At 43.5% G+C, this 13,274-nt stretch carries 9 protein-coding genes and 1 riboswitch; of the genes, 7 read left to right on the top strand and 2 right to left on the bottom strand.

From position 1 onward, the window contains the following. Positions 1-688 precede the first annotated feature (688 nt). Positions 689-2,245 (bottom strand): glycine betaine uptake BCCT transporter, encoded by a 1,557-nt coding sequence (locus tag V6W81_RS15615; RefSeq protein ID WP_145047761.1) that lies wholly within the window; start codon positions 2,243-2,245, stop codon positions 689-691. Between the two features lie 297 nt (positions 2,246-2,542). Between V6W81_RS15615 and V6W81_RS15610 the strand changes: the two genes are divergently transcribed. The 7 genes from V6W81_RS15610 to V6W81_RS15580 all read left to right on the top strand — a co-directional run bounded on the left by V6W81_RS15610 (position 2,543) and on the right by V6W81_RS15580 (position 12,582). Continuing rightward, positions 2,543-2,722, top strand: a complete 180-nt coding sequence (locus tag V6W81_RS15610; RefSeq protein ID WP_338539636.1) for a hypothetical protein — start codon at positions 2,543-2,545, stop codon at positions 2,720-2,722. Positions 2,723-2,866: 144 nt separating this feature from the next. Next, positions 2,867-2,948: riboswitch (ZMP/ZTP riboswitch) on the top strand. A 59-nt stretch (positions 2,949-3,007) separates the two neighbouring features. After that, positions 3,008-3,610, top strand: coding sequence for a DJ-1/PfpI family protein (locus V6W81_RS15605; RefSeq protein WP_338539635.1), 603 nt, complete (start codon positions 3,008-3,010; stop codon positions 3,608-3,610). Positions 3,611-3,623: 13 nt separating this feature from the next. After that, on the top strand, positions 3,624-4,097 hold the full coding sequence (locus V6W81_RS15600) for a GNAT family N-acetyltransferase (RefSeq protein WP_338539634.1): 474 nt from the start codon (positions 3,624-3,626) through the stop codon (positions 4,095-4,097). 288 nt (positions 4,098-4,385) lie between these two features. Continuing rightward, a complete protein-coding gene (locus V6W81_RS15595; protein ID WP_338539633.1) occupies positions 4,386-6,350 on the top strand; it encodes a translation factor GTPase family protein in 1,965 nt (654 codons plus the stop codon). A 361-nt stretch (positions 6,351-6,711) separates the two neighbouring features. Then, positions 6,712-9,321, top strand: a complete 2,610-nt coding sequence (locus V6W81_RS15590; RefSeq protein ID WP_338539632.1) for a LuxR C-terminal-related transcriptional regulator — start codon at positions 6,712-6,714, stop codon at positions 9,319-9,321. A gap of 200 nt (positions 9,322-9,521) precedes the next feature. Further along, positions 9,522-9,797 (top strand): hypothetical protein, encoded by a 276-nt coding sequence (locus tag V6W81_RS15585; protein ID WP_338539631.1) that lies wholly within the window; start codon positions 9,522-9,524, stop codon positions 9,795-9,797. Positions 9,798-10,020: 223 nt separating this feature from the next. Beyond that, positions 10,021-12,582: an S-layer homology domain-containing protein gene (locus V6W81_RS15580; protein WP_338539630.1), complete on the top strand. Its 2,562-nt coding sequence runs from the start codon at positions 10,021-10,023 to the stop codon at positions 12,580-12,582. Positions 12,583-12,652: 70 nt separating this feature from the next. Here the strand turns inward: V6W81_RS15580 and V6W81_RS15575 are convergent, their stop codons facing one another. Next, positions 12,653-13,156, bottom strand: coding sequence for a hypothetical protein (locus V6W81_RS15575; protein WP_338539629.1), 504 nt, complete (start codon positions 13,154-13,156; stop codon positions 12,653-12,655). Between the last annotated feature and the right edge of the window lie 118 nt (positions 13,157-13,274).

The following is a 13,274-nucleotide window of genomic DNA, read 5'->3' as shown; positions in this document are numbered from 1 at the left end:
GTTCACCTATATTTTGGAGCTGTCACCTGCGTCATCTTGTATTTGATACTTTCTTACGAATGCAAGATTTTTTGCTGCTAGTAGAATTGATAATTGTACATTTATTCGTTCTGACTTAAGCTCGGTTGGCATTGCCAAAGACGAAGCAATTTTCACCAACTGTGAATTTTCTCTTTGTGATATGAGAGGTATGACATTGGAGAATGCTACGTTTTTTGATAAATGTAAATTCAACGACCGAATTTTACAAGTCGCTAATATCGTCAATTGTTCCTTTACTGGTAAGCTAGTGGATATTACGTTTGAGGGAAATGGCAAACAAAAGCTAATCGCTGATTTTGAAAACTGCATTTTAGACGGTGTTCGTTTTGTGAGCTGTGACTTAACTTAATGTATTCTGCCAAAATTCAAAAACCATCTGTATGTTAAACAGTTATCTAGACGTGTAAAAAATGCTTTGATGAAGATAGACGATGATCCTGATCTGTCTGAAGAGGATTGGAAAGTACTGGTACGCAGTCTGCGCAAGCTTGAGCATATAGAACAATATATTTTTAACACGGTGTATCTGAAAAAAAAAATATTGCGATGTTTTTGTTGAGCGATTTTTCAGTAGTCTGGAGCGATAAAAAAAGATACCCGCCTAAAGACAAAGACGGGTACCATCTGTTCCGAGATTACGTATACATTATCCGCCGAGGATTTCATTCAGTGGGTTTTCTTGTTCCTCCAGCAGTCGTTTTAGCTTTTGGCGCTGCCGTTTTTCCTTCTGTCGGCGCTCCCTGTCCTCAGCCTGTAGAGCTTTGAGCAGAGAGATACACATACCAATAAGAACAACGGCGAACGGCAGTGCGGTCACAATGGAGGCCGTCTGCAGTCCGCTCAGTCCCCCGCTGAACAGCAGTACTACCGCGATGGCGGATTGCATGAATCCCCAGGTTAATTTCACTTTAATACTCGGATCTAGCTTGCCATCTGAGGTCAGCATGCCCAGCACAAACGTAGCGGAATCAGCCGACGTAATAAAGAAGAACATGATCAGGAGTGTAGCGACTACTGCTAAGATTGTGCCCAAAGGCAGCTGCTCCAGCATAAGGAATAAAGCGGTCGTCGTATCTTCCTTGACGGCTTCGGCCAGATGAGCGGCATTGAACAATTCCATATGAAGTCCTGTACCGCCGAAGACAGAGAACCAGATAAATCCGAAAAGGCTTGGAATAAGCATGACATAAATTACAAATTCCTTTATAGTTCTTCCTCTGGATACCCTTGCGATAAAAGTACCGACAAAAGGCGCCCACGAGATCCACCACGCCCAGTAAAATAATGTCCATGCTCCAATCCAGGCTTCTCTTGAGAACGGCGTCAGTCTCAAACTCATGTTAATAATGTTCTGCATGTAACTGCCCAAGGTTGTTGTGAATGTGTCAAATATAAAAGAAGTCGGTCCAGTCACTAATACAAACAACATCAATAGCACAGCTAAAACGAGGTTGGTGTTGCTCAGAATCTTAATACCTCTATCCAGACCGGAGGTTGCTGAGATTAGAAACAGTACGGTTACAACCGAGATAATGATAATCTGTGACATTGTCGAGTTAGGAATACCGAATAAGTAATCGAGACCCCCACCGATCTGAAGCGCACCCAACCCAAGCGAGGTTGCAACACCGAAGATGGTGGCAATGACCGCCAGAATATCAATGACCTTGCCAAGCCAGCCTGTAGCAAGTCTCTCACCGATTAGAGGAATAAAGGTGGAACTGATCAGCCCTTTGTAGCCTTTACGGAACTGGAAGTAAGCAAGTGCTAGGCCGATGACGGTATAGATAGCCCAAGGATGGAGTCCCCAGTGGAAAAAGGAATAACGCATCGAAAGTCTTGCTGCCTGAGTTGTTTGGGCTTCTGCTCCCTCCGGGGCAGATAAATAGTGAGATAGCGGCTCAGCTACTCCCCAAAAAACCAGTCCAATGCCCATACCAGCGCTAAACAGCATGGACAGCCAGGAAACCGTAGAATATTCTGGTTCATCATCTTCGTCTCCCAGCCTGATCCCGCCAAATCGGCTGAACGCCAGATAAAAAGCGAAGATCAGGAAGAACAGTGTCGCTAGCAAATAAAACCAGCCAAAATTCTGAATTGAGAAGTTGTAGGCAACGTTAGCCACATCCGCCAGCTGATCAGGAGCGACGGCTCCCCATATTGCAAAAAGTGCAACGATGATAATTGTGATTGTAAATACCATGAAGAGACCTCCATTATGTATGCTTCAGCCAACTGTTCCTTAGTATGTACTAGTCCAGCTTGTAATATTTCGGGAAGTCAGCTGTTGATAAATTAAAACAAACTGCCCTATAATGAAACATTTCAGTGTATTTTGATCTCCCAAGAACCATATATTCCTATAAATATAAGAAACATGAGGACTTCCATAATGAAAATAGTATCAAGTACTAATATCAAGTGTTACAATTGATAATCGAGTTAACTTTATTCATAAATAAATGAAGTAATCATACATGGCAACAAAGGAGTTTTACCTATGAAATTGAATGATTTTTTTGTTGGACAGACGTTTATAACCAAATCTCTTGAGCTCACGAAAGAGGATATCACAAGTTTGAAAAACAAAACAGGTCTTGTAACGGTGAAGTTTTCTACCTTTAATAGTAAAGAAGAGCTCGTTTTTGAAGGAGATTTAACAGTTCTGGTCAAAAAGTAGTGTCCCAAGTCAAGGACAAGCGGTTGTTTCCTCATTAATTTATAAAGCTGACAGTCAGGTTAGTTAAAACACGGAAGTGAAAGTATGTATAAACTTCATACATTTACAAAGGAAAAAGCTGTCATGTATACTTAGAGTTAAATTTCTGGTATGTGTGACTGGCGTAAACGTGGAGTGAACCACGAGGAAGCACATATTTTAAAAGCCGTACGCCTGGGCAAAGTGTTTGATCTGTTGATCAAACACTTTTTTTATTATTCAGGTATTGAGAGGATGGTAGCGGCAATGAAAATGGCGTTTGTGTTATTCGATGGAATGACAAGCATGGACCTAGCTGGATTTTATGAAGCGGTAACTTGGCTAGCGATTCTAAAAGCGAAGGAAAACGTATCATGGACATTCTGTTCAAACAAGGATGAAATTACAGATGATCGGGGTCTGAAAATGAAATCTGATGCGGTGTTACCTAATCTAGGTGATTTTGATCTAGTGTTTTTCCCCGGTGGATTATCAACTAGAATGCTTAGATTGGATGAGAATTTCATGGGTTGGGTTCGAACGGCAGAGAACGTACCGTATAAGATTTCTATTTGTACAGGGGCACTGTTATTAGGCGCAGCAGGATTCCTGAATGGAAAAAAGGCTACTACAAACTCATCAGCTTATGATTTACTAGCTCCTTATTGCGCAGAAGTAATTCCAGCGCGTGTCGTGCGTGACGGTAATACGGTAACTGGTGCGGGGGTTACAGCTTCTATAGACCTGGGGCTTTATATGGTTGAAATGTTGACGAGTACAGAGGTTGTTCTTCAAGTTCAGCAGAAATTAGAGTATCCATATTATATGGCCGGTAACATTAAGGATGTCTACATGCACACTTTTCAGTAGGAGGATAAGAAGAATGACAATTCGCCTTTTTCAAGCGCTAGACATCCCAGTTGTGCTGAAAATGATGAAAGATCATGAGTTTCAGTTTCCGGCGTTTATTCGCGAGCAGTATCCTGTGCGCTGGGATTCATATTTAGACATGCCGGATGAGCGTATCCATACTTATTATGTCATGCTTGATGAAGCGGATATGGTCATAGGTCATGCTGGCTACATTCTTCAGCCTACTGTTAACCGGTATGAAATCGTTGGTGTTGTTACGAGCAAATCTCACCTTCGACAAGGAGTTGCACATAGACTAATCTCTAAGATTTGTACAAAAATAACTGAATTCGGACACGGTGATGTCATGCTTTATACGCTTGATCATGAAAAAAATCAAGCAGCACTCGCATTTTATGAACGAATGAAGTTTCAAAGGGAACATGTCGATATGAACTATTATACGTCTGGGTTTCATAGACTTGCACTGGTTAAGACGTTATAGGAGAGCACAGCAAAAGAGTTAATTAATTAAACGACTATGATTGCTTCATCAATGATCAAACAACGAGAAATTATTCCAGATGATTATACTGAAGTTGTTATCCGGAATGAAACGAACTGGAGCCCATGCTTTCTATGAGCATAATGGCTATGATAGAGATTCATACTGTTTTGATAAAATGATTAAAGTTGACTAATTCATCCCTAAGCCAAACTCTACCCACTCTCCCGATTTCTATGCTTTAATGAAATGAGCAGTAATAACAAGAAATGTTGAAAGTGGGATTCTATGAAACGACTAACGATTGGCCTGTTCGCCCATGTGGATGCAGGTAAAACAACTTTTGCCGAACAACTGCTGTACCATACGAACAGTATCCGGTCGCGAGGGCGGGTGGATCATCAGGATGCGTTTCTGGACAGCCACGACATCGAGCGGGCAAGGGGCATTACCGTGTTCGCAGATCAGGCGGTACTAGAGTATAAAGGTGACAGCTACTATTTAATAGATACGCCTGGACACGTCGATTTCTCCCCAGAGATGGAGCGGGCAATTCAGGTCATTGATTATGCCATTTTGATCGTAAGCGCAGTCGAGGGTGTCCAGGGTCATACGGAAACAGTCTGGCAGCTACTGCGGAAACATCGGATCCCAACATTTTTCTTTATAAACAAGACGGATCGAGTTGGAGCGGATGCAAAGAGAACCGAGTCGGATATTCGGCAGCAGTTGACAGGGGAAGTATGTTGTATTACCGAGAGGTTCGCTGACGGTATCATCGCTGAACCGCTGCGTGAGGCTATGGCGGAGCGGGACGAAACCTTGCTGGAAGCTTTTCTGGAGGGGAGAGACGATTCTGGTTTCTGGTTGAAAGCCTTGCAGAAGATGATTGCGGACGGTCTTCTCTTCCCTTGTGCTCACGGTTCTGCGCTTCAGGATACTGGGGTTGTTGAATTTCTGGATCAGCTGCACCTGCTGACGACAACCACTTATGACGAGGATGCTTCGTTCCAGGGTAGAGTTTATAAAATTCGGCACGATGCAGGGGGAGCGAGACTCACGTTCATTAAGGCACTGGGCGGTCGGTTGAAGGTGAGAGAACAACTTAGTTATGAGAGCGGCGGGGTTCAATATGACGAAAAAATTACGCGACTTTTCTTGTTTAACGGCCTTAAATCGCATTCGGTGGAACAAGTAGAAGCCGGGGATTTGTTTGCCGTTGCCGGATTATCCGCGACCGAGACCGGACAAGGTCTAGGGTCGATATCTGACAAGTTAACTTACGATTCGGAGCCGACGTTACAATCGAAAGTGATTTTCGACGATTCAATACATGTTCAGAAGGTGCTCGGTGCTTTTCGCACGCTTGAGGCAGAGGAGCCGTCTCTAAACGTCGTTTGGGATGAGAAATTGCAGGAGATTTCTATCCGCGTCATGGGATTGATTCAACTGGAAGTGTTAGAGCAGATTGTTGGAGAGCGGTTTGGCTTCGTTATCTCTTTTGGACAACCGGAAATCTTGTATAAGGAAACAATTCATTCGGCTGTGATTGGGTACGGCCACTTTGAACCGCTCAGACATTATGCAGAAGTGCATCTGCTAATTGAACCGGGAGAAAGGGGAACCGGCATCACGTTCGATAGCAGATGTCATGTCGATGATCTGAATATCAGCTATCAGAATCTGATTCGGAATCACCTCTACGAACGGGAGCATCACGGACTGCTGACCGGTATGCCAGTCACCGACGTGAACATCACGCTGCTGAGGGGTCGCGCGCATAAAGAACATACCCATGGCGGCGATTTTCGTGAGGCTACCTTTCGAGCATTACGTCAGGGTCTGGAGAAGGCAGACATCGTGCTGCTAGAGCCCTATTACGATTTCAAAATCAAAGTCACTCTCGATGAAATGGGCAGGGTGCTGTCGGATATTCAGCGTGCTTCAGGTACATTTAATCCGCCAGAGACAGATGGAACGCAAGCAGTGGTCACGGGCAGAGTGCCCGTATCAACTTTCATGAACTACAGTGCGGAATTGGCGTCCTTTACGCATGGACGAGGCAGTATGCGCTGCGTGTTCAGTGGATACGACCGCTGCCATAACACGGAGGAAGTCATAGAGCGGATGGACTACCGCAAAGAGGCAGACCCACTATATACATCTTCATCTATTTTTTGCGCCAAGGGAGCAGGTTACTCGGTGCCATGGGATGAAGCTGAAGCCAAGATGCACCTTGAATTAGTACCTTGATTAAATCAGCCCTACAATCGTGGATCAAACTTAACATCGGGTAAGCGGCTTTGAAAGAGGGATGGGTATTCTGGAGGAGCTAAGTAAATAAGGAACCTTTTCAAATGGCAATGGTTGGTTCGATTGTCGGGAGTGGAGCGATTGCCATCGCTGGGCACGCTCCACATTCTCCACATCTCAAAAACGTTCATCGAGTGTGATTCCTTCATCTAACAAAGGTCAAAAACAGGATTCGAAAATCAGCTATTTCATAGGTTTTAAGAGCGCTACCATGTTAATATACATATAATGAACCTTAGATGTGTGATATCCATTGATGCAATATCAATCAAGTCATACCACGATATAAAGGAAGATTCCAATGAATTCGTCATCCCAGTACAGAGTTCCATTGTCATTTGCCCAACAATCGGTCATTGCCTCGCGAGTAACCATACCTAAGCAAGCTGCCAATCATGTAAGTCGCAATAGATTATTGTATAAGCTTACAGACAGTCACCGTCCTAAGGTAACGCTTATTTCTGCTCCTGCAGGTTTTGGTAAAACGACGATTGCGGCAGAGTGGGCTCGTATCCATTCGGATCAAGTTGCTTGGGTTTCCTTAGAAACAACAAATAATCATCTTGTGCGGTTCTGGTTAAGTTTACAGGCATCGATTCAAATCATCGTACCCACCTTTTTAGATCAAACGGAGTTATTCATCCAGTCTGTCCGAGATGGTTCCATTGAGACGGCTATCTCTTTACTGTTGAACGAACTATATTCTTTCCCGCACAATATCACTTTTGTCTTGGATGATTATCATGTGATTACGGGTCTGGAAATTCACGAAAGTATGCACTTCTTCATCGAACATCTCCCTACACATATGTCCATTGTCTTACTCAGTAGAACGTTGCCACCGCTGTCTCTCTCCCGTATGAGGGTTCAACAGGAACTGCTAGAATTGAATAGCGATGACCTGCGATTTACATTAGGCGAGATACAAGAGCTGCAATCCTATTCTTTGTCCACTCGACTTACACAAGAAGAATTAGTCCTTTTAGAGCAAAAGACAGAAGGTTGGGTTGCGGGGTTAATACTTGCACTCCTGTCCTTCACCGATCATCAAGATCGCATCGTTTATCTGAATAAGTTATCAGGAAATAACCGTAATATCTTTGATTACCTGTTAGATGAAGTTCTCTCTAGACAATCGGAAAGTATACAATCGCTTTTACTAGCCACGTCTATTCTAAACTCATTCTGTCCTTCCTTAGTGGCCGCTGTGATGAATGATTCTGAGGCAAAAACATTGCTTCAAGACATTGAAAATTCGAGGTTGTTCATTATTCCATTGGATGATACAAGGACGTGGTTCCGTTACCATCATCTGTTCGGGGATATGTTGCACTCAAGACTGGATAAACAGGTGAAGCCTTCTGAGCGAGCGATGCTCCACATACGGGCAGCACATTGGTATGACAAGGAAGGACTAGCCCTGGAATCTATCCAGCATGCTCTCATAGCGGAGGACTTTGCGCTCGCAGCCTCATGTATGGAGAGACATTTTAACACGCTCATTACGAGCGGTGATGAATCTACTTTGCTGGAGCTGTTAGATCAAATTCCTCTTCGACATATGATTGTTCATCCGGATCTGTTCTACTTCCAAGCGGGATCAATGGCTGTATCAGGAAAGCTAGACCATGCGAATCGTTTCTTGTACAACGTTGAGACTTTTATGCAAGAAGAGAACTTTATTTCAGCAGAGGAAAAAGCTATTCTCCATATGAAATTAGATCTCTACCGCACCTCGGTTGCGTTCTACCAAGGAGACGTGGATTCGTTTGTTGATCTGTTGGATCAGAACAGGGAAGGCATAGCGCAATTTGCATCGATTGTTAAAGTCGTAAATATCGGGGAAGCGCTTTTGTATCGAGGGCCGATTGGATTTGGTGGAAGATTGAAAAAGATGGCGTATTTGTCGGCAAAGGTTTCGACTTCAGAAGAGAGACGATCCATGCTTCATTATGCATTAGAAGGACATGGGTATATCTTCTTGTCAGATCTCTATTATGAGCTGAATAATCTGGAGGCTGCACGAAAGTATATGGAAATGGCGCTTGCTACTTGTGATGCTACGAGCAACCTCAGTGTTTGGGTGCCTGGCGTTATTTTGCAATCGAAAATATTAAAAGCGTGTGGTCAGGTGGCAGAAGCAGAGGCGACTTTACGTTTGGCACTGGAGGAATTAAGACAGCATCATGCTCCTCACTGGGAAAGATTGCTGGAGGCTGCACATATCCGGATTCAGATCTCGCAAGGTGTCACCGTCCATTACGGGGATGCCTGGCTTGCCCAGAGACACATGAGTGCAACGGATAAACCCATTGTTACACGTGAATATGAGCAGATTACGTTGGCACGTGTATTGATGGCGCGCCAGCAACTTCAAGAGGCAATCCCATGGTTGAATAAATTGCTAAGTGAAGCCAGACGAACAGACCGAATCGGCAGCCAAATCGAGATTTTACTATTAGTTGCCGAGGCACACGAGGCCAATGATGAGCGGAATAAGGCTTATGATGCCTTACAACGTGCTATTAAACTGGCTGAACCTGAAGGGTATATCCGTATTTTTCTTGATGAAGGTATTCCCCTCATGACATTGCTACACCGTTGGTCATCAGACCAAGATGCAGACGAACAGGATTACACTGGCCAGTTGAATCAAGCCTATCAAGCTGAATCCTTAATCCAAGGCACAGATTCACCAGAGCCGGCTGCAGAACTAGAGATACATTTTACCAAAAGAGAACGAGAACTCTTGCAACATATTGTAGATGGGCTTTCAAATGATGAGATTGCTCAACAGCTCTTTCTTTCGCCAGGAACCGTTAAGAGATACATTCATCATATCTATCAAAAGCTTGATGTTAAGAACCGTGTACAAGCAGTCACCAAGATCAATGAATGGAACCTCTTGTAAATTACGATTTCTTTTACATGAATACTTCCAAGATAAAAGTACATCATCTCCGCGTGATGTGCTTTTTTTGATGTGCAAATCTTAGAATTTATGGAGTAATACAACTCAAAAAACAACTATAGTTGCTTTAATTTGACTGGATATAAATGTAATATTTCAAATGTGGAACACAATATAACAATTAATTGGAGGGAATTAGTATGGGAAAAATATCAGTTACGGTTCAAAATCATTGGTCACCGGTTGTTCTATACTTTGCATTGGATTGGGATGGAGGGGGTCATCTGGAGACTAACCGCTTCAATGAGAATCAGTCCGAGACGCTGAGTGCAGACATTCCGGAAGGAGCTAACGTTACAATTACGATTTATAAATTGATTGTGGGATGGAGCGGTATATGGGAGGAGAGTTTTCCAGTAGATCAAGTCCCGTCTTGTTTAAAGGTAACAGGACTTGGAGATGTCAGTGTGTGTTAAACAAGATCAGATAGACTTCCTTTAAGTTCGGGAATGTGGATTAGCCGCCAGGGGTTGGCGGTTTTTCTCTTGTTAAAATGAAACGAGGAGGGGTACAGTGCATGGGTCATTCCAGAGGTCACAACGACCTCATAAGATAAATATTTTCGTATCGATGATATTGTCATTTGTTCTGCTTCTTAGTAGTTTTCCTATAACTGCGAGAGCTTCAGAAAGTCCGGAAATGCAAGAAGTAACTCAAGAAGAATTATCAACACCCTTAGATGAAAATAAACAAACAGAGAAGATGATGGATGAACCGTCTGAGGTAGCCCATAACTTGGCCGATAGTCCAGCGATCCCACAAGATATCATTGGAGGAATCTATGCAACTGATCAGCACGGTCATATCGTGTATGTTAATTTCCAGCAGAATCAACAAGATAGTTATACGCTTGTGGAGGTATCAACTCACCACCAAGTAAATGGAATTAAAATGGGGTTTTACTGGGATAAGGTTAAATATAAAGATCTCAGTTCACAAATCAATGGAATGAACCAAGCTTGGGGAGGTTATGCACCTTTAATTCAGCTGCAAGGGGATACGACCCTCCTCAAGGCCATCTTAACCTCTCCTTCGCATTCTGGGAGTCTGACCTATAACTTCTACTTTGTCAGAAGACCGGAATTTACGTTTACTGCTAACGGTAACGAAATTTATTCAACTAACGCTTCTACGGCGGTTAACGTTACGCATACGGATCAACAGCAGCTTTACTTCACCTGGTCACAGAATACAGTGACCCCAGATGAAGATGCTGATTGGCAACCCTTCGCGAATGGGCAGACATTCACCTTAGACAACGTTTCGGGAGATTGGTATTTGCATACACGGGCTATACACTCCAGTGGCGCTACCATCGTTGAACAACATTCGGAACGATTTCGATTAGATCAATCCGTACCTGTTGTCACTGTGAACATGGTGGACGATACGGGAGAGGAATATACGAATAACGCTTGGACGAACGAGCCAATCACAGCCGCTGCTTCGGTGTACGATAAGAGCAATAGCCTGAAATCGCTGGAGTATTCTTTAGATGAAGGCGAAACATGGATAACGCATGATGCTGACACCTTACTGCATTTTAATCAGCAGGGCGTACATGTCGTTCATTATAGAATGAGAGATCAACGGGGGCATGAGGAAACGATCATACGTACTATTCGAATCGACAAAACGGCTCCGTCTCTCACATTTGAGCCTGATGGGCACGATCAAGTTGTACCTTTTGCCACGACCAGTGTGCAAGTTACGGATGAGGGGGGCAGTGAACTTGCTGTTGACTCCCTGGTCTACATCTGGACGCAAAGTGAAGATTCTCCTGAACCAGGAGCAAAATGGACTCATTTTAAAGAAGGAGAAGAGCTGATCTTAAAGGATGCCGACGGCACATGGTATTTGCATATTCAGGCTATGGATCAAGCAGGCAATCACGTAGAAGTTCACTCGAAGCCCTTTCATCTAGGAGGGACAGCGTATAAAAATGCAGACCTTAGCGGAATTGGTATAAACGGAAAGCCACTCCCTGAATTTGATCACTTGCAAACCGACTATTCATGGTCTGTCGGTTACAGCCAAACATCGATTATTGTGACGCCTACAGCCGTAGAGGCTAACGCCAAAATTGAGGTTGGTCAAGGGGAGCAGTACGAAGAAGTTCTAAACGGAAAAGAAAGTAAGCTTATGCCACTGAAAGTCGGAAATAACAAGTTCAGTATCCGCGTAACAGCACCTGACGGAATATCGGTGAAGAGCTATACACTTCAAGTGGAGCGAGCAAAGAATAGTGCGATTGAGCCTGTGCAGAACGGTGGCAGTGGCAGTAGTTATCTTCCTGCTCCTACGCCAACGCCAGTTCCTGCTCCCAAGTCGAATGTAGCAGAACTGTCCCAGCTGGTGCTCTCAATCGGAGAATGGAAAGTGCCTTTCTCATCTAAATTAACAGATTATAGAGTTGATGTCCCTAGTTCGACGGATGGCCTTACTGTCCAAGCGACTGCAGAGAATTCTCGTTCGTCCATCCAGGTCAACGGAGTAAAAGTTCTGTCAGGAAAAGAATCTGAACGTATTTTGTTACAGACAGGCAAGAACATCATTCATATTATCGTAACGGCGGAAGATGGAACTACACTGACATATCAATTAACGATCCATCGAACTTCAGAGATAGCGCCTCCTTCATGTCAGGCGAATCCGCAGGAATTGAAGGACATCGAGGGACATTGGAGTGAGCAATATATCATTCAAGCGTCATGTTCCAATCTTGCCCAGGGTTATCCAGACGGTAGCTTTCAACCGAATCAGGAGATTACAAGAGCTGAATTTCTTATGATGCTCATGAATGTCTTCGGATCCGAGCAGAGTGAATTCGAATTGAATTTTACTGATCAAGAGGAGATTGGAAGCTGGGCTAAACCAGCCGTGCAATGGGCCGTTTCTCAATCTGCAGTAACAGGTTATCCGGATGGCACAATTCGTCCAAATGGATCGGTAACTAGGGCTGAAATGGCTGCAATAGTGTCCAGAATGATTGAAAGTCCTGATTCCTTATCCTCCATAATTACGGACTTTCAGGATGACAGCAACATTCCTGAGTGGGCTAAACCAGCTGTTGCTATGTTGAAGAAGCGTGAGATTCTTCAAGGAAGGGAGGGGAACCGCTTTAATCCTAATACAGCATTAACTCGAGCAGAAGCGGTTACGGTACTGCTTAAAGCAAGCAAGGAGTTTAACACCAATTGAATCATGGAGAATTGACGATGTTCAGATAAGAAAAGAGCCGCAGTAAGCGCGGCTCTTTTGTTTGTTGCTATTAATGTCCACCTGTATTAGTAGCCCATACAGGACCTTTTCCAGTAGAGTAGAACACAACATTTCCATCGTCTTGAACAACCAATGTATCGCCACTCAGGCCTGGTGGTACATTACCTTGGTAATGGGCATTAGTCCAGTCCTGTATTTTTGAAAACCAAAACCAATGAGAATCGTTATAATCTGTTAATCGAAGCAGATTATTTTCAACTTTTAACACCTGCGGATACCTTGTGATTGTATGACCTGTGTGATCCCGCCATTGATATTTTGCACCACTTGTTTTTGTAGACCAAAGCGACTTTCCTTGTTTGTAAAGCACTAGATTTCCATCTGTCTGCATGATTAGAGTAAATCTTCCGTCGTTCGATGTAAGTGATTGACCTAGTGTTAGTGATTCACCTGCTGTAAGAGAATTCTTCGCAGAAGCTGCCGAGACGAGGGTGATCTGAAGCATAAACAGTGCCAGCAAGATGAGTACCGATTTTTTTGCGATTTTTTTCATTGTCGACTGCTCCTTTTAGGATATTTTTTTATTTCTAGTAAAATATAGCATAAAAAGAATAGAAATCAACTCTTTTTTTGATAGAATTTGTAAAATATTTGTAAAGCTTTATCTGATC

The organism is Paenibacillus tundrae, assembly GCF_036884255.1.
Lineage (GTDB): Bacteria > Bacillota > Bacilli > Paenibacillales > Paenibacillaceae > Paenibacillus.
Note: the sequence above shows the minus strand (reverse complement) of the source record. Positions and strands in the feature narration are given on the sequence as shown.